Raw genomic sequence first — 19,238 nt, 5'->3', positions numbered from 1 at the left:
ACAGGCCGACGACGGTCCACAGCATCTGCTTCTGGTAGCGCGGGCCCTTCGACCAGAAGTCGACGGCGATGACGCGGAGACCGTTGAGCGCGTGGTAGGGGCGGCGGGGGCGAAAAAAGAATGGCCCCGCCACAGCCGAAGCCTGACAGGACCACCCCTAAAGCCGAAGTCGGCCGAAGTCGCTCGCGCTCAGCGTCGAGCGACCCCCTCCGCCCGAGCCGCCGCGGCAACCGCCGCGGTGACCGCCGGAGCAACCCGCTCGTCGAACGGCGACGGGATCACATAGTCGGCGGCAAGATCCTCACCCACCACCGCAGCCAACGCATCCGCCGCCGCGATCTTCATCCCCTCGGTGATCCGAGACGCCCGCACCTGCAACGCCCCCGCGAAGATCCCCGGAAACGCCAGCACGTTGTTGATCTGGTTCGGGAAGTCCGACCGCCCGGTAGCGACGACCGCCGCGTACTTGTGCGCCACATCCGGGTGCACCTCGGGGTCGGGGTTGGCCATCGCGAACACGAACGCGCCGTCCGCCATCGATGCCACCGCCGCCTCCGGCACCGTACCCCCGGAGACCCCGATGAAGACGTCCGCGCCGGCGAGCGCGGACTCGAGCGACCCGCTCAGCCCCGCCCGGTTCGTCAGCTCGGCCAGCTCGCGCTTGACCGGCGTGAGGTCGTCCCGGTCCGTCGAGACGATGCCCTTGCGGTCGGCGACGGCCACGTCCCCGAGGCCCGCCTCCAGCAGGAACTTCGCGATGGCGACTCCCGCCGCACCCGCGCCCGAGATGACACCCCGCAGCTCGCCCAGCTCCCGCCCGGTGAGCCGCGCCGCGTTGCGCAGCGCCGCCAGCGTCACGACCGCCGTGCCGTGCTGGTCGTCGTGGAAGACGGGGATGTCCAGCCGCTCCTGGAGCTGCCGCTCGATCTCGAAGCACCGCGGCGCCGAGATGTCCTCCAGGTTGACCCCACCGAAGGACGGCGCCAGCCGGACCACGGTCTCGACGATCTCGTCCACGCCCGTGCAGGCCAGCGCGATCGGGACCGCGTCCACGCCGCCGAACTGCTTGAACAGGATCGCCTTGCCCTCCATCACCGGAAGGGACGCCTCGGGACCGATGTCCCCGAGTCCAAGGACCGCCGTACCGTCCGTCACGACCGCGACGACGGACGACTTCCAGGTGTAGTCGTTGACGAGGTCGGGCTGCTCTGCGATGGCGGTGCACACCCGGGCCACACCGGGTGTGTACGCGAGGGACAGGTCGTCCTTGTCACGGATGGGCACGGTGGCCTGCACGGCCATCTTGCCGCCCCGGTGGAGAGCGAACGCCGGGTCGAACTCACCGGCATCGCCGCCGGTGCCGATGTTGATGTCGCTGCGAGGATTGACGATCTCCGCTGCCACTTTTTGTACCCCTTAAGTCTTCAAGGTTTGAGGGTGACCACTCCTGGTGAGGGGTGGGCGGGCACCGCGCGAGGCCCCGGTGAGTGATGCGCACGGGCACAAGCGCGACGGACGCGCCGCACACGCGCCCTGAGCCCCGGATGAGGGGTGTAAAGAACCTTCTTACCGGACGGAGGACACCGACGACGACCCCTATAAGTCGAAGGTCACACGTGGGTGACATGGCTTATCACCCCACACGGCTGCATACCCGGACATGATCGATCAAATCGAGAAGCGAGTCGGGTCGGGCAATGGGCCGGACGGAGTCCTCGGGCGGCCGCCCAAACGGATGTACGTGCGGATGGCAACAGCCGCTCACCTGGCGAGATACACCGAAGATCTTCCGGCCGGAACGAATGATTCCCGTAGAAAGTCCGGGAAGGTCCGGCTCTGATGCACCGACCTGACGCTCAACGGGGGTGACCCGTTATCCGATTTTGACATAGCCGGTCGTCTGAACGCCTCACTCCGAATGGCAAGATGCCGTAATCACACAAGGTCGCGACACTCAAAGATGCGTGCACACAAGTCGACCCGCCGGACCGTCCGCCCCACCTGGGCGGACACCGGCCCCAATGGCACACCATCCATCCGCCGGAGGAACCCACCATGACCGCAAGCTCCACCCTTCGTACGACCGCCGCGCAGAACCGGCTAGCAGCGGTCGGTGCGATCGCGGTCGCGGGCGCCCTGCTGCTCACCGGGTGCGGTGACCAGACCAAGGACAAGGACAACGGCTCGGAGAGCGCCTCGACGAGTTCGGCCCCGCTGGCCGACCAGCTCCCCCAGGCGATCCGGGACAAGGGCGTCATCACGGTCGGCTCGGACATCGCGTACGCGCCGGTCGAGTTCAAGGACGACTCGGGCAAGACCGTCGGTATCGACCCGGACCTCGCGGACGCCATGGGCAAGCAGCTCGGCGTGAAGTTCGAGTTCCAGAACGGCACCTTCGACACCCTGATCACGGGTCTGCGCTCCAAGCGGTACGACATCGCCATGTCCGCGATGACCGACACCAAGGACCGCCAGGAGGGCACCGAGAACGGCAAGAAGGTCGGCGAGGGCGTCGACTTCGTCGACTACTTCACCGCCGGTGTCTCGATCTACACCAAGAAGGGCGACGACCAGGGCATCAAGAGCTGGTCCGACCTGTGCGGCAAGAAGATCGCGGTGCAGCGCGGCACGGTCTCCGAGGACCTCGCCAAGGCCGAGACGGCGAAGTGTACGGGTGGCAAGAAGATCACCATCGAGTCGTACGACAACGACCAGCAGGCCCAGACCCGGGTGCGCGCGGGCGGCGCGAACGCCGGCTCCTCCGACTTCCCGGTCACGGCGTACGCGGTGAAGACCTCGGGCGGCGGCAATGACTTCCAGGTCGTCGGCGAGCAGGTCGAGGCAGCCCCGTACGGCATCGCGGTCGCCAAGACCAACACGGAGCTGCGGGACGCCCTGAAGGCCGCGCTCGACGCGATCATCAAGAACGGCGAGTACGCCAAGATCGTCGCCAAGTGGGGCGTCGAGGACGGCGCCGTGACGGCGGCCACCGTCAACGGCGGCAAGTGACCCGGGCTCACGGAAGCTACGGGCACTGAAAGGCAACACCCGTGACTGTTGACACCGACAAGACGACAGGACCGGCGGGCACTCCCCCGGCCGGACCGGAGGCCATCAAGGCCATCCCGGTCCGGCACTACGGGCGGTACGTCTCGGCCGTGATCGCGATCGCGATCTTCGTCGCAATCGTCTACGCGTTCGCCCAGGGCAACATCAACTGGGGCGCCGTACCGGACTACTTCTTCGACGACCGCATCCTCACCGGTGTCTGGAAGACCCTGCTGCTGACGGTCCTGTCGATGCTGATCGGCATCGTCGGCGGCATCCTGCTCGCCGTCATGCGGCTGTCGAAGAACCCGGTGACCTCGACCATCGCCTGGTTCTACATCTGGTTCTTCCGCGGCACCCCGGTCCTGGTCCAGCTGGTCGTCTGGTTCAACCTGGGCCTGGTCTTCACGTACATCAACCTCGGTCCGATCTACAAGGACTACTGGTCCAGCTTCATGACGCCGCTGCTGACGGCGCTCCTGGGCCTGGGCCTGAACGAGGCCGCCTACATGGCGGAGATCTGCCGCGCCGGCCTCCTGTCGGTCGACGAGGGCCAGACCGAGGCCTCGCACGCCCTGGGCATGAGCCACGCCAAGACCCTGCGCCGGATCGTGATCCCGCAGGCGATGCGCGTGATCGTGCCGCCCACGGGCAACGAGGTCATCAACATGCTGAAGACGACCTCGCTGGTGTCGGTGGTGCAGTTCGCCGAACTGTTCCGCTACGCCCAGGACATCGGGCAGACGTCCGGTGCCCCGGTGGAGATGTACTTCCTCGCCGCGGCCTGGTACCTGATCCTGACCTCGATCCTCAGCGTCGGCCAGTACTACATCGAGCGGTACTACGCGCGCGGTTCCAGCCGTTCGCTTCCGGCCACGCCGTTGCAGAAGATCAAGGCGAACTTGCTGTCCCTCGGAAGCTGGAGGCGCTGACCATGAGCACGGAAAAGGTCACCGGCTCCGAAGCCGTCGCGATGGTCAAGTCGGAGGGCGTGCACAAGTCCTTCGGCCCCGTCGAGGTCCTCAAGGGCATCGACCTTGAGGTGAAGTCCGGCGAGGTGTTCTGCCTCATCGGCCCCTCGGGGTCGGGCAAGTCGACGTTCCTCAGGTGCATCAACCACCTGGAGAAGGTCAACGCGGGGCGCCTGTACGTCGACGGGGAGCTGGTCGGCTACCGCCAGAAGGGCGACAAGCTGTACGAGCTGAAGGACAGCGAGGTCGCGCTGAAGCGTCGGGACATCGGCATGGTCTTCCAGCGCTTCAACCTGTTCCCGCACATGACGGCGCTGGACAACGTCATGGAGGCGCCCGTCCAGGTCAAGGGCGTCAGCAAGGCGCAGGCCCGTGATCGTGCGGGCCAGCTCCTGGAGCGCGTGGGCCTGGCCGACAAGGCCGGCAGCTACCCCACCCAGCTCTCCGGCGGCCAGCAGCAGCGCGTCGCCATCGCCCGGGCCCTGGCCATGGACCCGAAGCTGATGCTGTTCGACGAGCCGACCTCGGCCCTGGACCCGGAGCTGGTCGGTGACGTCCTCGACGTCATGCGCGACCTGGCCGAGTCCGGGATGACGATGATCGTCGTCACCCACGAGATGGGCTTCGCCCGCGAGGTGGGCGACAGCCTGGTGTTCATGGACGGCGGCGTGGTCGTCGAGTCCGGCAACCCGCGCGACGTCCTGACGAACCCGCAGCACGAACGCACCCAGTCGTTCCTGTCCAAGGTCCTCTGAGGCGACGTACGGGTACGTATGGAAGGGGCGGTACGAGATCCTCGTACCGCCCCTTCCGCGTTGTCCTAACTGTTCCTCGTCTTCAACAGCTCGGGTGTGAGCGCCAGTTCACGCAGCTGGCTCTTGGTCAGCGGCGCTGTCCTGAGCAGCGGCCCCAGTGAGTACCTGCCCGTGAAGCCGGTGGTGTCGTGGACCTCGACCGTGCCGCCGGTCTTCAGGTAGAGCGTGGCCATGAGGTACTCACCCCAGGTGCGGCGGTTGTCCATGAAGACGCTGCCGTGCTTCCAGCCCTTCCGGATTTCGAGGACGTTGCCGTTCGGCAGCCTCTCGAAGGTGCACTCCTGCCCGTCCTCCTTGCCCGGAATCGAACAAGGAGTCTTCCAGCTCGCGCTCGGAGCCTTGCCGAACCGGTTGATGACCCGGAGGTACCCGACACCGCCGTCCCTGGTGACCGTGTAGGAGCCGTAGTACTTGCCGAAGGGTCCGGCCTCCGCATGCTCCGGCTCCCGGAACAGAACGTAGTCCATGTCCACTTCACGGATCGCCCCGACACCGGCGGGCAGCAGCTTCGCGAACTCGGCCGCCAGGGCGGTGGCCCGGCCGGGGGGCTTGATCGTCCCCGTGTTCGCGGCACGGCCACCGCCCTCGTCGTACGTCAGCCACCCGGGCCCGGCGATCACACCCGCCGCGACCCCGACCGCCGCGACGACCGTCACTGCGCCCCACCGTCGCCGCCGCACCCGCGCCGCACGCGCGAACACCGCCTCCGTGCTGCCCCCCGTGGGCACGGGGACCCCGCCCACGGCCCGTCCGAGGAGCTCCCGCCCCTCCAGCCAGGTCTCGACCTCGTCGATGTCGGTGCTCATACGTGCTCCTCCCGCACCGCGGCCCGCATCGCCGCGATTCCCCTGGCCGTGTGGCTCTTCACCGTGCTCACCCGCATGCCGAGCAGGTCCGCGGTGTCGTTGACGCTGAGGTCCTCCCAGTAGCGCAGCACCAGCACCGCCCGCTGCTTGGGCGCGAGCTTCGCCAGCGCCGCGCGCACCATCAGGCCCGTGTCGTTGTCCGCCGGCTCGGCGGGCGTCTCCGGCAGTTCGCCGTACGCGTGTTCGCGCCGCCAGAAGCGCCGACGCCCCGCGATGAACGTGTTGACCAGCGTCCGGCGCGCATAGGCCTCGAGGTTGTCCAGCCGCCCGTATCTGCGCGCCCCGAGGACGACCTTCACCAGCGTCGTCTGGACGAGATCCTCGGCCTCGTCACGGTTGCCGCAGAGCAGATAGGCGCTCCGGAACAGCGCCGTGCGTCTGCCCTCCACGAAGGCGTGCAGAGTCGCGTCCGCGCCCCGCATCATCCTTCCCCCCTTCCCGGTCCCCTGGTCGAGGACCGCCTCACCCCTACCAGTGCGCCGGGGACCCGCCCAGGACGCGGCGCGCACGGAAAAGGCGGTACGGATTCTCCGTACCGCCTCCATCGCACGTGCCGCCGGGGTTACTTGAGGGCGAGCAGCAGGGTGTCCGAGGGCGAGCACCACACGGGACGCACCTCCGCGAACCCCTTGTCGCGCAGCACGCGCGCGTGCCACTCGGCGGAGGGTGTGTCACCTTCCGCGTGCTCGCCGTAGATCTCGAAGCGGCGGGCGGTCGGCCCGGCGAGGACGGGGTCCTGGGCGGCGAGCTGCCACCATTGCGCCCAGTCGACGACACCGTTCTGTTTGGCCTGATCCATACGTGCGTGGCGCAGTGCGCGCTCCGCCGCGTTGATCCGGGGCGTGCTGTCGTCGATCATGTGGTCCGCGTTCATGAACAGACCGCCGTCGCGGACGACCTCCGCGATCCGGCCGTAGAGGTCCGCGAGGGGGTCGCTGTGCAGCCAGTGCAGGGCGGTGGCGGTCAGGACGGCGTCGTACGAGTCGTACGGCAGCCCGCCTGCCCACTGCGGGTCCTTGAGGTCGGCCGTGACGAAGGTGACGCGGTCGTCGCCCGCGAAGGTGCCCTCGGCGATGGCGAGGAGCGCCGGGTCGAGGTCGACGCCGGTGCTGGTGGCCTCGGGGAACCGGTCGAGGAGCCGGGCCGTGATACTTCCCGTGCCGCACGCGAGGTCGAGGACGCGCGGGGCGGGGCCGACGAGGGCCTCGACCATGTCGAGCATGACCCTGAACCGTTCCTCGCGGTCCGGCAGGTACCACTCCTGCTGCCGGTCCCAGCTCTCCTGCCAGGCATTCCAGTCGGTTCCGGCGTTTGTACCGGTAGTGGTGGTCATTGAAGCCCCTTCCTTGAGCCGCCCGCTCGCCACGCATGCGTAATACCCTGGAAGCAATATCAGCCGTTACTTCCGCCCACACCGACGACCATAGAACGCGCCCGTAAGGACTACAAGTGGAACTGGCCTATTACTCGGACTACGCCGTGCGTCTCGTCAACACCGAGGAACCGGCGCGCGGAAGGGACACGTTGACCTCGACCGACGCGGTGCGCGACCTCTTCGGCGCCAACCAGCAGGCCGCCCGCCGCGCCACCGACGCCGACGTGACCCGGTTCCGCTCCGTACGAGCCCGGCTGCGCGCCGTCTTCGAAGCGGCGGACACGGGGGACGAGACGCTTTCGGTGGACCTGCTGAACTCACTCCTGCTGGAGTTCCCGGTGAGCCCGCAGATCTCCGGGCACGACTTCCGGGACGACGACGGCCGCCCGCTGTGGCACATGCATCTCGCCGACCACCCGTCGAACGCGACCGCGGGCTACGCGGCGATCGCCGCGATGGGACTGGCCTTCCACCTCACCGAGTACGGCGTGGATCGCCTGGGCCTGTGCGAGGCGCCGCCCTGCCGCAACGCCTACCTCGACACCTCGACGAACCGCTCCCGCCGCTACTGCTCCGACCGCTGCGCGACCCGGGCCAACGTGGCCGCCTACCGCGCCCGCAAACGCCTGGAGGCGGACCGGTCCGAGAAGACGGGCCTGGCGGCCGAGAGCGCCCAGCGCAGCAGCGCCAGCGGCGAGCGCTGACCGGGCTTGAGCGGCCGGTAGCGGAACCTGACCCGGCCCAGGATCAGATCGTGCGGCACGGTCCCGTAGTCGGTGCTGTCGCCGCCGGCGAAGGAGTTGTCCCCGAGCACCCACCAACCGCCCTCACGGCGCTCCACGGCCCGTTTGACGACCAGCAGGTCCTGCTGGAACGGATGACGCAGGACGACGATCTCCCCGGCCCTGACCCGGCCCCCGTAGCGCACCACGAGAAAATCGCCGTGATACAGCGTGGGCACCATCGACGGCCCGGTCACCTCGACCCATCCGAAGAGCTTCGCGGCCCCTCCGTGCTCACTCCCGCGCTCACTCCCGTGCGCGCTCTCCTGTGACAGCTCCGGCATCCCGGCACCTCCCCGGTTCCATCCTCCACCAGTCCCAGTCTGACCCCCTACTTTTGTCCTAAGCCCATGGGGGCACTCGCGAAAACCCCTCTCTCAGGGAGTAATGTCCAACCTGAGAAGACGATCACGAGGAAGGAACGCTCCATGCTTTCCCGCCTGTTTGCCCCCAAGGTCAAGGTCAGCGCCCACTGCGACCTGCCCTGCGGTGTTTACGACCCGGCCCAGGCCCGCATCGAGGCGGAGTCGGTGAAGGCCGTGCAGGACAAGATTGCCGCCAACGACGACCCGCACTTCCAGGCGCGTGCCACCGTCATCAAGGAGCAGCGCGCAGAGCTCGCCAAGCACCACGTGTCGGTCCTGTGGAGCGACTACTTCAAGCCGCCGCACTTCGAGAAGTACCCGGAGCTGCACCAGCTGGTCAACGACACCCTGAAGGCCCTCTCGGCCGCCAAGGCGTCCACCGACCCGGCGACGGGCCAGAAGGCCCTGGACTACATCGCCCAGATCGACAAGATCTTCTGGGAGACCAAGAAGGCCTGATGCGGGCTTTCGCCGAAAAGGGCCGGTCGATACAGACCGGCCCTTTTCGCTGCCCTCGACCGTGTGAGCCCTATCAACGCCGGCAGACGAGGATCCCCGCCCGGCAGCCGACCTCGAACATCCCCTGCCGGGCGATCCGTTCGGTGACGAGGGCGCGGGCCCGTTCCACAGTCGTGTCGAAGGGCACGTCGTACTGGTCCGCCCAGGCCCGGTAGGACGCCAGGTAGGCGACGACCGGCTCGGGGTCGTGGACGGTGACGGTGCTGGGGAGTTCGGTCGTCTCCACCCGGCCGAACTGCTCCCCGAGGAAGTCCGGGGCGTTCTCCAGGGAGAAACGGGCGCCGATCGAGAACCGGACCGGCTCCTGCCCGGTACCGAGCACGTCGCTCGCGGCCCGCTGCCACAGGTCGTCGAGTTCGGCCTTGTCCCGCTCGCCGTTGGTGGAGGCGATCACCAGCCCGTCGGGGGCGACAACCCGGGCCAACTCCCGTACCGCCTGCGGGATGTCGGGCACGTGATAGAGCATGTGCATCGCCAGCGCCGCCCCGACGCTCCCCGAAGCCAGCGGCAGTCGTGTGACATCCGCCACGGCGACCGGGCCGGGGACGCCGGCGAGGATGCCGGGCGCGATGTCCAGGCCCAGCACGATCTGCCCGGGCCGCTCCTCGCGCAGCCGCCGGACGAACCTGCCGTTGCCGCAGCCGACGTCGACCACGTGTCCGCGTACGTCACGAAGCTGCCCGGCGGCGATGGCGGGCAGGTCGTGGCGGGGCGTCTGCCACCGGTAGAGCGCCTGGCGGGCGGCCAGGTGCCGGTCGGTGCCGTAGGCGCTCTCGGCGAGGCGGGTCCGGTCGGTGGCTGCGGCGGGTTCGGTCACGTCAGAGGCATCCCCGCCGTGGGCGGTTCACACGCCGTCGTCGTCCTCGCCCGCCTCCAGCAGGTTCGCCGCCGCGCCCACGATGCTCGGGTCCGGGCTGCCGACGACCTCCTCGTCCTTGCCCGTGTAGTCGAAGCGGGCCAGCACGCTGCGCATCGCCTCGACCCGCGCCCGCTTCTTGTCGTTGCTCTTGACCACCGTCCAGGGCGCCTGTTCGGTGTCCGTCTCACGGAACATGGCGACCTTGGCCGCCGTGTAGTCGTCCCAGCGGTCCAGGGAGGCGAGGTCCATGGGGCTCAGCTTCCACTGCCGTACGGGGTCGACCTGACGGATCGTGAAACGGGTGCGCTGTTCACCCTGGGAGACCGAGAACCAGAACTTGATCAGGTCGACGCCGTCGTCGACGAGCATGCGTTCGAACAGCGGGGTCTGGCGGGTGAAGCGCCGGTACTCGTCATCCGTACAGAAGCCCATGACCCGTTCCACACCGGCCCGGTTGTACCAGGAGCGGTCGAACAGGACTATCTCGCCGGCGGTCGGCAGGTGTTCGACGTACCGCTGGAAGTACCACTGGCCGCGTTCGCGTTCGGTGGGCTTCTCCAGGGCGACCACCCGGGCGCCGCGCGGGTTCAGGTGCTCCGTGAAGCGCTTGATCGTGCCGCCCTTGCCGGCCGCGTCCCGGCCCTCGAAGACGACGACCAGCCGACGGCCGGTCTGCTTGATCCAGCTCTGCAGCTTCAGCAGTTCGATCTGCTGGAGCCGCTTGTGCCACTCGTACTCCTTGCGCTCCATGCGCTCGGGGTACGGATAGTTCTCCCGCCAGGTCTCGACCGGAGTACCGTCCGGCCGGATGAGGACGGGCTCGTCGTGGTCGCTGTAGTCGACCTTCAGCCCGGACATCAGTGGTGTCATTCTGTCGGCCTCCTCGATATCGACATCGACGGTCGGTTGCAATCAGCTGCAGTCAATCGCCATCAGTTGCGGTCAGTGGAACTGCGGCACGATCAGATAGATGCCGTACGCGACCACAGCGGCGCACGCCACGAAGCACAGCCCGGCCTGGGCGAGCCCGAGCGCGTGCGTACCACCGTCATTCTCACGCGCGCCCTCGACCCGGGCGAGTCCGAGGACCCCGACGGCGAAGACGACGACCACGGCGACGGTGACCCCGAGGCTCACCGCGGCGACCTGACCCAGGGCGCTCCAGTCCAGATTCATTTCGCTTCTCCCTCGCTCACGCGGCCGTACCGACGCTCGTCGGCTCCGTCGCCTTGATGCTGACCTCGTGGGTGTCGTTGACGTTGTTCGCGTGCACCGGGTTGCGGCGGGCGGCCAGCACGATGCCCCCGGCGACCGCGACGGCGACCAGCGCGACGACCACGGTGCCGAAGGTGCCCCCGTACCTGACGGCGCCCGCGGAGACCCCACCGACCAGCGCGGCGGCGGGCAGGGTGATCAGCCACGCCATGACCATGCGGCCCGCGACACCCCAGCGCACCTCCGCGAGCCGCCTGCCCAGGCCCGCGCCCAGGATGCTGCCCGAGGCGACCTGAGTGGTGGACAGGGCGAAGCCGAGGTGGGCGGAGGTGAGGATGACGGCCGTGGACGCCGTCTCGGCGGCGAAGCCCTGCGGCGACTGGATCTCGGTCAGCCCCTTGCCCATGGTCCGGATGATCCGCCAGCCGCCCAGATAGGTGCCGAGGCCGATGGCGAGACCGGCCGACGCGATCACCCACACCGGCGGACCGGCGTCGTGGCCGAGCGCGCCCGCGGAGATCAGGGTCAGGGTGATGATGCCCATGGTCTTCTGCGCGTCGTTCGTGCCGTGCGCGAGGGAGACGAGGGAGGCGGAGGCGATCTGACCGGCCCGGAACCCCTTGGTCACCGAGTCCTTGCGGGCGCGGGCGGTGAGCTTGTAGGCGAGGTACGTGGCGATCAGGGCGGCGATTCCGGCCACCAGCGGTGAGGCCAGCGCTGGGATCAGTACCTTCTCGACGACCTTGGTGAAGTGGACACCGTCGGCGCCCGCGCCCACCCACACCGCGCCGATCAGCCCGCCGAACAGGGCGTGCGAGGAACTCGACGGCAGCCCCACCAGCCAGGTCAGCAGATTCCACAGGATCGCCCCGACCAGCCCGGCGAAGATCATCCCGGGGCTGACGAGCGTGTCGTCGACGATGCCGCCGGAGATCGTCTTGGCGACCTCGGTGGACAGGAACGCGCCGACGATGTTGAGGACTCCGGCGATCAGGACCGCTGTCTTCGGTTTCAGGGCGCCGGTGGCGATGGACGTGGCCATCGCGTTCGCCGTGTCGTGGAATCCGTTGGTGAAGTCGAAGGCCAGGGCCGTCACGATGACGACCGCCACCAGGAACGTGATGTGGTCCATGCGTTCGATGGAAGCAAGCGCAGGCATACTCGCGACGAACTCCGGGCAAAGGCTGTTCCTGGAAAAAACGCAGGTGACGTGGACGACCGCCACCTTACGATCACCCCATGAGCACTGGTATGGGCATCCGCTGGACCTACGCCTTCATCGACCGGCCCGCCGGACTCCTCGGCCCTGCCCAGGCGTTCTGGACCACCGTCACGGACACCCGGCTCTCCGAATCCCGGGGCGATCAGGGCGAGTTCACGACCCTGCTGCCGGGCGCGGGCGACCCCTGCGTCAAGGTGCAGGGGGTGGACTCCGGGGACGGCGGCGCCCACCTCGACTTCGCGGTCGAGGACGTCGACGCCTTCGTCGGATCGGCGTCGGCGCTCGGGGCGACCGTCGTCGGCGCGTACACCGGATGGGCCGTGTTGCGGTCGCCCGCCGGTCAGCTGTTCTGCGCGGTGCCCTGGCACGGGGAGTCGGTACGGCCCGCCGTGGTGGACGGCAGCCGCCTCGACCAGGTGTGCGTCGACGTCCCGCCGGCCGCGTACGACACGGAGGTCGCCTTCTGGGAGCGCCTCACCACTTGGGACTCCCTCCCCGGCTCACTCCCCGAGTTCCACGTCCTCAGGCCCCCGGCCGGTCTCCCGGTCCGCGTCCTCCTCCAGCGCCTCGACACCGACCGGGCCGACGCCTCCGCCCACCTGGACCTGGCCTGCGCCGACATCGCGGCGACCCGCGCCCGCCACGAGGAACTGGGGGCCACAGCCGTCGCCCACGGCACCCACTGGACGGTCATGCGTGACCCGGCGGGCGGCACGTACTGCCTGACCGGCCGCGACCCCGAAACGGGCGGACTGCCGAATCACTCCCACATCTCGACGTCCACCACGGCACCCACCGGGATCGGCCCGTAGACGTGCGGAAACTCCTCGCCGCCCGGCTTCGGTGCCTCGTACCGCAGGGGTGCGTCGAGCCGCGCGGGGTCCACGACCAGCACCACCAGCTCGTCCGGGCCGTCGTAGGAGCCGTACAGGAAGGCGGCCACGGCCGGGAGCTGGGCGCGTGTCGACAAATGGATGAAGCCCTCCTCCTGGAGGGTGCGACCACGCGTCGACATCTCGTACGTGCCCCGCGCGCGGGCCGCCTCCCACAGGGTGCGTTCAGTGATGTGGAGTATGTACGGCAGTTCTGACATCAACCCAACCTACGGGCCCTTTACTGGTCCCGGGGATCGTCCAGGACGGGCCGGATCTCCACGGGGTGCTCCGGTACGCCGTCCGGGACCGGGCAGCGGGTGACGCGGGCGGCGATCTCGGTGACCCGCTCCAGGCTCGCGCACTCCAGGAGCCAGTAGCCGGCCATCAGCTGCTCGCTCTCGTCGTACGGATCGTCGGTGATCACCGTGCCGCCGTCCTTGCCGGCGGTGACCTGCCGAATCCGCGCGGGTTCGGCCAGGCCGTTCCCGTCGAGGAACTCGCCCGTTTTGGCGAGGTCGGCGTTGATCGCGCCCATGTACGCGTACATGGCCTGGATGTCGTCGTCGGTCCAGGTGGGGCCTTCGTCGGACGCCTTGCCGTTCTGTGCGTCGTAGTCCGCCTGCGTGCCGCGCACCATCACCAGGTACTTCATGACCGCTCCTTCGGCTCGGACCGCCCCGGCCGGGCCACCCGCACGGGGCCTGCCTCGGTCTCGGCCGCCGGATCGGCGTACGCCTCGCACTCGGGATTCCGGCACGGCCCGGCGACCCACTTCGGTACCCATGCGCCCAGGGTCTTGTGCCGCCGGATCACCGTGGCCACATGCTGCCCGCAGACGGGACAGTCGTACTGTTCGCTGCCCATACCCCAGGGTATTGCGGAAGCCGCCGGGGCGCTCCCCGCCGGTTCGGCCTCTTCTGCCGCTTCAGCCCTTCCTGCTGTACGTCCGCACCAGCACCCCGTTCCTGAACGGGCGCACCTCGTCGAGCGCGAACTCCGACACGTCGAAGCCGGAGCCGAACATCGGCATCCCGGTGCCGAGGACGATCGGGTACGTCTTGACGACCAGCTCGTCGATCTCGTCGAGCAGCTCACCCGCGAGGCGCGAGCCGCCGCACAGGTAGATGCCCCGGTCGCCGTCCTCCGCCTTGAGCTCCCGGACCCTGGCGACCAGATCGGCGGCGATGATCTCGACGTGCGGGTCCGGTGACTCCAGGGTGCGCGAGGCGACGTACTCGCGCAGATGGGCGTACGGGCTGGTGATGCCCTCCTTCAGGGCGACCTCGTAGCTGGCCCGGCCCTGGACGACCGTGTCGAAGCGGCGGTTGGGCAGGTCGTCCAGGCCGAGGGCGCGGCGGCCCCCGGGTGGAGAGCGTCTCGGGGTACTCGGTCTTCAGGAACTCCAGGAACTGCTCGTCGACGAACGGGTACATGAAGGAGGCGTCGCCGCTCTCGTCCCCGATGAAGCCGTCGATCGAGCAGGCGACGAAGTAGGTGAGCTTTCGCAAGCCGTTCTCTTTCGGTCAGGCCCGGGGCTCGCGCCACATGGGCCACATGCGGGGGCCGTCCGGGAGGTCGAGGGGGCTGCCGAGGTGATCGAAGCCGAGCCGTTCGTACAGCTTGCCGCTGCGGGCACTGCTCGCCTCCAGGTAGGCGGCCACTCCCTCGCGGTCGCAGCGGTCGAGGGCGTGCTGGAGGATGGCGGCCCCCAGGCCCTGGCACTGGCTGTCCGGTGCGACGCCGATCATCCACAGGTATTCGTGGGCGCTCCCGGAGGGATGGATCTCCTCCGTCAGCCGCACGAGCAGTTCGACGCGCTCGTTGCCGGGATCGATGGCCTCGCGCAACCGGACCGCGTCGTCGCCCTCGTCCCCTTGTACGTCTCCCTCGCTCGCCTCCGCGTGGCCGTCGGCGGGCATGGGCAGCCACAGGGCGCACGCCGAACCGTCCTCGGCGAGGTCGACGCGGCCCTCGGCGAGCACGATGTCGACGAAGGCGCCCACCAGTACCGGATGCGTCGCGCGGCGGTGCGCCGGGTCCGGGAAGATCCAGCCGCTCACCGGATCGTTCTGGAAGGCATCGTCCAGCAGCCGGACGACCAGCTCCCGGTCTCTCTCGTCCGCCGTACGTATCGCCACGCCCATGACCCGCCCCTTTGTCCCAACCGCCGTTGCTCGTATGGCGGTTGAGCATAACGGGTGGAGAAGTTGTGACGGGGCCCGCACACCGTGGGGATGTGCGGGACCCGCCGGCCGGAGCGCCGGTGCGAGGCGTACGGAGTCAGGGCCGTACACCCCGCCACGGGTTGCTCCGGGGCCTCAGGTGGTGCGATGTGTGTCTCAGGTGGTGCGGCGGGTGACGAACTCGGCCAGGGACAGCAGACCGCCCGCCGCCTCCGGGTCGGGGACCGCGCGGGACAGCTCGTGTATCGCGCGGGCCATCCGGTCGGCCGCCTGGAGCTGCGCCCAGTCCCGGCCGCCCGCCCGCTCGACGGCGAGCACCGTCCGCTCCAGCGCCCCTTCCTGGCTCTCGTCGTACGGAACCCCGTACAGCTCGGCAAGTTCGGTGGCCGCCCGTGTGCCGGAGGCCAGTGCGGCGACCACGGGCAGGGACTTCTTGCGGGCGACCAGATCCGCCCCGGCCGGCTTGCCGGTGCGGCTCGGGTCCCCCCATATCCCGATCACGTCGTCGATGAGCTGAAAGGCGAGCCCGGCCTCCCGGCCGAACGCGTCCATCGCCTCGACGTCCGCGGCCGACCCGCCCGCGTACAGCGCCCCCAGGGCACAGGCGCAGCCGAGCAGCGCGCCCGTCTTGGCCTCGGCCATGGCGAGGCACTCGGCGAGGGTGACCTCGCCGGGGCCCTGTTTCTCCATGGCCGTGTCCGCGTGCTGCCCCTCGCACAGTTCGACCACGCAGGACGCGAGCCGGGCGGCGGCGGTGGCGGACGCCGGGTGCGGGTCCTCGGCGAGCAGCCCGAGCGCCAGTGCCTGCAGGGCGTCTCCGGCAAGGATCGCGTCGGCGTCGCCGAACACGGTCCAGGCGGTGGGCCGGTGTCTGCGGGTGGTGTCCCGGTCCATGACGTCGTCGTGCAGCAGGGTGAAGTTGTGGACCAGTTCCACCGCCGCGGCGGCCCGTACGGCTGTCTCCCGCCGTCCGCCGAGTGCCGCGGCGGCGGTCAGCACGAGCGCGGGGCGGATCGCCTTGCCCGCGTTGCCCGCCGCCGGGGTACCGTCCGCGTGCTCCCACCCGAAGTGGTAGAGCGCGACCCGGCGCATGGACCCGGGCAGCGAATCGACCGCTCCGCGCAGCGCTGGATCGACCACGGCCCGCGCCTGCTCCAGGATGAGGGCGGCATCCTGCCCCTCCGCTCCGCCGGACACCCCCGCTCCTCCCCCGTCTCCCGTCCCCCGTACGGGGGACTTCGCCTGCCTCGACGGCCTCGGCAGGCCCGACTGGTTCGCCTGGCTTGCTCCCACGGCCGGCCGCTCCCCTGCCCCGGACTCCGGTGAACTCCCCGAAGGCCTCTCCGCCGGACCGCCGATGGGGCTCCGCCTCTCCGGATCCAGGGTCTCGATGGTCTCGGCCGGGCCGTGGGGCGGGGTCATCGCCAGCGGCCGATCTCGACGTTCTCCAGTACTCCGAGGGCGTCCGGGACCAGGACGGCCGCCGAGTAGTAGGCCGTCACCAGGTAGTTGATGACCGCCTGTTCGTTGATGCCCATGAACCGCACGGACAGACTGGGCTCGATCTCGTCCGGGATACCGGCCTGCTGGAGCCCGATGACCCCCTGCTCGGCCTCGCCGGTTCGCATGGCGATGATCGAGGTCGTACGGGCCTCGGTGACCGGGATCTTGTTGCACGGGTAGATCGGCACCCCGCGCCAGGTGGGGATGCGGTTGCCGCTCATGTCGATCGTCTCGGGGACGAGTCCGCGCTTGTTCAGCTCACGGCCGATCGCGGAGATCGCGCGCGGGTGGGCGAGCAGGAACTTGGTCCCGCGCCGCCTGCTGAGCAGTTCGTCCAGGTCGTCGGGGCTGGGCACGCCGTCGTGCGGCTGGAGCCGCTGGTCGTACTCGCAGTTGCTGAGCAGTCCGAACTCCCGGTTGTTGATGAGTTCGTGCTCCTGGCGCTCCTTCAGGGCCTCGACCGTGAGACGGAGCTGCTGTTCCGTCTGGTTCATCGGCTGGTTGTAGAGGTCGGCCACGCGGGAGTGGATGCGCAGCACCGTCTGGGCGATGCTCAGTTCGTACTCGCGGGGCCTGGCCTCGTAGTCGACGAACGTGCGCGGGATGTCCGCCTCGCCGACGTGACCGGCCGCGAGGTCGATCTCCTTCTCCCCGTACCTGTTGGCGGCCTGCTCCGGGATCGCCCGCAGGGCCTGGAGGTGGTCGCTCAGCGAGTCGGAACGCTCGGTGACCTGCTCGAAGTGCTGCCGGGAGAGGGTCAGCACGGTGACCGTGGTGACCGCGCGGGCCGTGTACTCCCAGAGGGCGTCGGGGTCGAGCAGTGCCTGGTCGCCGAAGTACGCGCCGTCGGCCAGCATGCCGAGTTCGGCGTCGTCCCCGTACGGGCCCGTGCCGATCTTCTCGACCTTGCCGTGGACCAGCAGAAACACCTCGTCGTTCGTACTGCCGAACGAGGCGATCTCCGAACCGGGCGTGAACTCCCGCTGCTGGCAGCGCCGGGCCAGTTCGGTGAGCACTTCCTCGTCCTCGTAGGACCGCAGGGCCGGCAACTCGGACAGTTCGGCGGGGACCACTTCCACTCGGTCACCGGTCTTCACGAACGTCAGACGGCCGTCTCCCACGGAGTAGGTGAGCCGCCGGTTCACACGGTAAGTACCACCCTGCACATTCACCCAGGGGAGCATGCGCAGCAGCCAGCGCGAACTGATCTCCTGCATCTGGGGGACGGACTTGGTGGTGGTGGCCAGATTCCGCGCGGCCGATGTGCCGAGACTCTGCTGCGGCTTGTCCTGCTCCGTGCGAATCTCTTCGCCTACCGACATAAGGAACTGCCCTCCCGGTCAACTCTTAAATGCGCCGACGCGCTGATCCCTCTCGGGTTCGTTCCGCATCGGACGCCTGCGCGCACCAGCCTTCCCCACCGAACGCGCCAGTGCTATTACACGAATGAGCGGGAATGGATCATCTCCGGAGTGGGCACAAAGGGGTTCTTCGCCGAATCGTTCGACCGGGCGAACGGAAAAGACCTCTTCCGCCGTCTCCTTCCCTCCGTTTCGGGAACTTCAAGATCGGGCCGACCGTTTGAGCCTTTGACGGACGACGAACAAGGAGACACCGATGGCAGGCTTCCTGGACCGCGCCAAGGAACAGGCACAGCGCGGCCTGACGCAGGGCAAGCAGAAGCTCGACGAGGTGCAGACCCAGCGGGCCGGCAGCGACCTGCTCAAGAAACTGGGCGCGGCGTACTACGCGGAGCGGCGCGGCAGCGGTTCCCCCGACGCGACCCAGCGGGCCCTTCAGTCCCTGGAGAGTCACATCGCGGTGAACGGGGACGCGTTCCTGCGCCAGTGACCGGATCGGCTCGCACGCCGTCCGAACAATTCACCCTTGACCGTGGGATTCCGGTACAAGCTGCGGTATGAGGCGGTCACGACCGGTGGCCGTCGCGCAGCGCGTAAGGAGACGGTCATGGCCCCACCCATGTCCGCGGGCAGCTTCCTGGACCGGCTCAGGGAGGAAGGCGTCACCGTCGTCGAGGTCGGCGACTGGACCCACCACAACCGCAACCACAAAGGCCCTTGGGGCCCGGTCCACGGCGTGATGATCCATCACACGGTGACCAAGGGCAGCGAGCACACGGTGGAACTCTGCCGCGAGGGCTATGCCGAGTTGCCCGGCCCTCTGTGCCACGGCGTCATCACCAAGGACGGCTGCGTCCATCTCGTCGGCTACGGCAGGGCCAACCACGCGGGTCTGGGCGACGACGACGTGCTGCGCGCGGTGATTGCCGAGAAGCTTCTTCCGCCGGACAACGAGGCGAACACGGACGGCAATCGGCACTTCTACGGCTTCGAGTGCGAGAACCTCGGCGACGGCGAGGATCCGTGGCCTCCGGCCCAGCTCGACGCCATCGAGAAGGTCGCCGCGGCGCTGTGCCGCCACCACGGCTGGACGGAACGGTCGGTCATCGGCCACCTCGAATGGCAACCGGGCAAGATCGACCCACGGGGCTTCAGCATGCAGTGGCTGAGGGAACGGGTACGGGACCGCTTGAAGTAGGGATTTCTCTCGCCCCCGCCGCCCCTACCCGTCCCATCCCTGGGGGCTGCGCCCCCGAACCCCCGCTCCTCAAACGCCGGA

The 19,238-nt window shown here is 69.0% G+C and carries 23 protein-coding genes and 2 pseudogenes; 8 read left to right on the top strand and 17 right to left on the bottom strand.

What is annotated here, in order from left to right:
* Window positions 1-97: pseudogene (locus tag ACWCRB_RS42405) on the bottom strand (succinate dehydrogenase, cytochrome b556 subunit); the annotation flags it as partial.
* Window positions 98-189: 92 nt separating this feature from the next.
* Complete coding sequence (locus ACWCRB_RS42400; protein WP_451001173.1) at window positions 190-1,404, bottom strand: NAD(P)-dependent malic enzyme; 1,215 nt, start codon at window positions 1,402-1,404, stop codon at window positions 190-192.
* A 651-nt stretch (window positions 1,405-2,055) separates the two neighbouring features.
* Between ACWCRB_RS42400 and ACWCRB_RS42395 the strand changes: the two genes are divergently transcribed.
* From ACWCRB_RS42395 to ACWCRB_RS42385, 3 genes are read left to right on the top strand one after another with little or no spacing between them, the layout of a single operon-like run.
* Window positions 2,056-3,009 (top strand): ABC transporter substrate-binding protein, encoded by a 954-nt coding sequence (locus ACWCRB_RS42395; protein ID WP_451001172.1) that lies wholly within the window; start codon window positions 2,056-2,058, stop codon window positions 3,007-3,009.
* 41 nt (window positions 3,010-3,050) lie between these two features.
* Window positions 3,051-3,980: an amino acid ABC transporter permease gene (locus ACWCRB_RS42390; protein WP_451001171.1), complete on the top strand. Its 930-nt coding sequence runs from the start codon at window positions 3,051-3,053 to the stop codon at window positions 3,978-3,980.
* 2 nt (window positions 3,981-3,982) lie between these two features.
* On the top strand, window positions 3,983-4,774 hold the full coding sequence (locus ACWCRB_RS42385) for an amino acid ABC transporter ATP-binding protein (protein ID WP_451001170.1): 792 nt from the start codon (window positions 3,983-3,985) through the stop codon (window positions 4,772-4,774).
* A gap of 65 nt (window positions 4,775-4,839) precedes the next feature.
* Here the strand turns inward: ACWCRB_RS42385 and ACWCRB_RS42380 are convergent, their stop codons facing one another.
* The 3 genes from ACWCRB_RS42380 to ACWCRB_RS42370 all read right to left on the bottom strand — a co-directional run bounded on the left by ACWCRB_RS42380 (window position 4,840) and on the right by ACWCRB_RS42370 (window position 7,033).
* On the bottom strand, window positions 4,840-5,640 hold the full coding sequence (locus ACWCRB_RS42380) for a hypothetical protein (protein WP_451001169.1): 801 nt from the start codon (window positions 5,638-5,640) through the stop codon (window positions 4,840-4,842).
* Window positions 5,637-6,125, bottom strand: a complete 489-nt coding sequence (locus ACWCRB_RS42375) for a SigE family RNA polymerase sigma factor (protein WP_451001168.1) — start codon at window positions 6,123-6,125, stop codon at window positions 5,637-5,639. The genes ACWCRB_RS42380 and ACWCRB_RS42375 overlap by 4 nt, the downstream gene beginning before the upstream one ends.
* A gap of 137 nt (window positions 6,126-6,262) precedes the next feature.
* A complete protein-coding gene (locus tag ACWCRB_RS42370; RefSeq protein WP_451001167.1) occupies window positions 6,263-7,033 on the bottom strand; it encodes a class I SAM-dependent methyltransferase in 771 nt (256 codons plus the stop codon).
* A gap of 116 nt (window positions 7,034-7,149) precedes the next feature.
* On the opposite strand from ACWCRB_RS42370, the gene ACWCRB_RS42365 reads away from it, so the two are divergent.
* A complete protein-coding gene (locus ACWCRB_RS42365; protein WP_369037614.1) occupies window positions 7,150-7,779 on the top strand; it encodes a CGNR zinc finger domain-containing protein in 630 nt (209 codons plus the stop codon).
* On the opposite strand, the gene sodX is transcribed toward ACWCRB_RS42365, so the two are convergent.
* The gene (gene sodX / locus ACWCRB_RS42360; RefSeq protein WP_389348699.1) at window positions 7,683-8,141 is read right to left on the bottom strand and encodes a nickel-type superoxide dismutase maturation protease; all 459 of its coding nucleotides are present in this window, start codon (window positions 8,139-8,141) and stop codon (window positions 7,683-7,685) included. The genes ACWCRB_RS42365 and sodX overlap by 97 nt on opposite strands.
* Window positions 8,142-8,285: 144 nt before the next feature.
* Here sodX and sodN point away from each other — a divergent pair, with 144 nt between their 5' ends.
* Window positions 8,286-8,681, top strand: a complete 396-nt coding sequence (gene sodN / locus ACWCRB_RS42355) for a superoxide dismutase, Ni (RefSeq protein WP_164409275.1) — start codon at window positions 8,286-8,288, stop codon at window positions 8,679-8,681.
* 73 nt (window positions 8,682-8,754) lie between these two features.
* Here the strand turns inward: sodN and ACWCRB_RS42350 are convergent, their stop codons facing one another.
* From ACWCRB_RS42350 to ACWCRB_RS42335, 4 genes are all read right to left on the bottom strand, one after another.
* On the bottom strand, window positions 8,755-9,558 hold the full coding sequence (locus ACWCRB_RS42350) for a class I SAM-dependent methyltransferase (protein WP_451001166.1): 804 nt from the start codon (window positions 9,556-9,558) through the stop codon (window positions 8,755-8,757).
* 27 nt (window positions 9,559-9,585) lie between these two features.
* Entirely contained in the window at window positions 9,586-10,470 is an 885-nt protein-coding gene (gene ppk2 / locus ACWCRB_RS42345) for a polyphosphate kinase 2 (protein WP_451001165.1), read from the bottom strand.
* Window positions 10,471-10,542: 72 nt separating this feature from the next.
* Complete coding sequence (locus ACWCRB_RS42340) at window positions 10,543-10,776, bottom strand: hypothetical protein (protein WP_451001164.1); 234 nt, start codon at window positions 10,774-10,776, stop codon at window positions 10,543-10,545.
* A 16-nt stretch (window positions 10,777-10,792) separates the two neighbouring features.
* Entirely contained in the window at window positions 10,793-11,947 is a 1,155-nt protein-coding gene (locus ACWCRB_RS42335) for an anion permease (protein ID WP_451001163.1), read from the bottom strand.
* Window positions 11,948-12,066: 119 nt separating this feature from the next.
* On the opposite strand from ACWCRB_RS42335, the gene ACWCRB_RS42330 reads away from it, so the two are divergent.
* The gene (locus ACWCRB_RS42330; protein WP_451001174.1) at window positions 12,067-12,849 is read left to right on the top strand and encodes a VOC family protein; all 783 of its coding nucleotides are present in this window, start codon (window positions 12,067-12,069) and stop codon (window positions 12,847-12,849) included.
* Here ACWCRB_RS42330 and ACWCRB_RS42325 read toward each other — a convergent pair.
* The 7 genes and pseudogenes from ACWCRB_RS42325 to ACWCRB_RS42295 all read right to left on the bottom strand — a co-directional run bounded on the left by ACWCRB_RS42325 (window position 12,798) and on the right by ACWCRB_RS42295 (window position 17,920).
* Window positions 12,798-13,130 (bottom strand): DUF952 domain-containing protein, encoded by a 333-nt coding sequence (locus ACWCRB_RS42325; RefSeq protein ID WP_451001162.1) that lies wholly within the window; start codon window positions 13,128-13,130, stop codon window positions 12,798-12,800. The two genes, ACWCRB_RS42330 and ACWCRB_RS42325, sit on opposite strands and share 52 nt — an antisense overlap.
* A gap of 20 nt (window positions 13,131-13,150) precedes the next feature.
* A complete protein-coding gene (locus ACWCRB_RS42320) occupies window positions 13,151-13,564 on the bottom strand; it encodes a YciI family protein (RefSeq protein ID WP_451001161.1) in 414 nt (137 codons plus the stop codon).
* On the bottom strand, window positions 13,561-13,776 hold the full coding sequence (locus tag ACWCRB_RS42315; protein ID WP_451001160.1) for a hypothetical protein: 216 nt from the start codon (window positions 13,774-13,776) through the stop codon (window positions 13,561-13,563). The genes ACWCRB_RS42320 and ACWCRB_RS42315 overlap by 4 nt, the downstream gene beginning before the upstream one ends.
* 61 nt (window positions 13,777-13,837) lie before the next feature.
* Window positions 13,838-14,420 (bottom strand): annotated as a pseudogene (locus ACWCRB_RS42310) (dihydrofolate reductase family protein).
* A gap of 15 nt (window positions 14,421-14,435) precedes the next feature.
* Window positions 14,436-15,056, bottom strand: a complete 621-nt coding sequence (locus tag ACWCRB_RS42305) for a GNAT family N-acetyltransferase (protein ID WP_451001159.1) — start codon at window positions 15,054-15,056, stop codon at window positions 14,436-14,438.
* Between the two features lie 195 nt (window positions 15,057-15,251).
* On the bottom strand, window positions 15,252-16,517 hold the full coding sequence (locus ACWCRB_RS42300) for a family 2 encapsulin nanocompartment cargo protein polyprenyl transferase (RefSeq protein ID WP_451001158.1): 1,266 nt from the start codon (window positions 16,515-16,517) through the stop codon (window positions 15,252-15,254).
* Window positions 16,514-17,920, bottom strand: a complete 1,407-nt coding sequence (locus ACWCRB_RS42295; protein WP_451001157.1) for a family 2B encapsulin nanocompartment shell protein — start codon at window positions 17,918-17,920, stop codon at window positions 16,514-16,516. Before ACWCRB_RS42295 ends, ACWCRB_RS42300 begins: the two co-directional genes overlap by 4 nt.
* 295 nt (window positions 17,921-18,215) lie before the next feature.
* Here ACWCRB_RS42295 and ACWCRB_RS42290 point away from each other — a divergent pair, with 295 nt between their 5' ends.
* Together ACWCRB_RS42290 and ACWCRB_RS42285 are read left to right on the top strand one after the other, a co-directional pair.
* Entirely contained in the window at window positions 18,216-18,449 is a 234-nt protein-coding gene (locus ACWCRB_RS42290) for a hypothetical protein (protein WP_451001156.1), read from the top strand.
* 117 nt (window positions 18,450-18,566) lie between these two features.
* Window positions 18,567-19,157, top strand: coding sequence for an N-acetylmuramoyl-L-alanine amidase (locus ACWCRB_RS42285; RefSeq protein ID WP_451001155.1), 591 nt, complete (start codon window positions 18,567-18,569; stop codon window positions 19,155-19,157).
* The last annotated feature ends 81 nt before the right edge of the window (window positions 19,158-19,238 follow it).

This window comes from Streptomyces sp. NPDC002156 (genome assembly GCF_053593675.1).
This window is presented reverse-complemented; position numbering and strand designations above follow the sequence as displayed.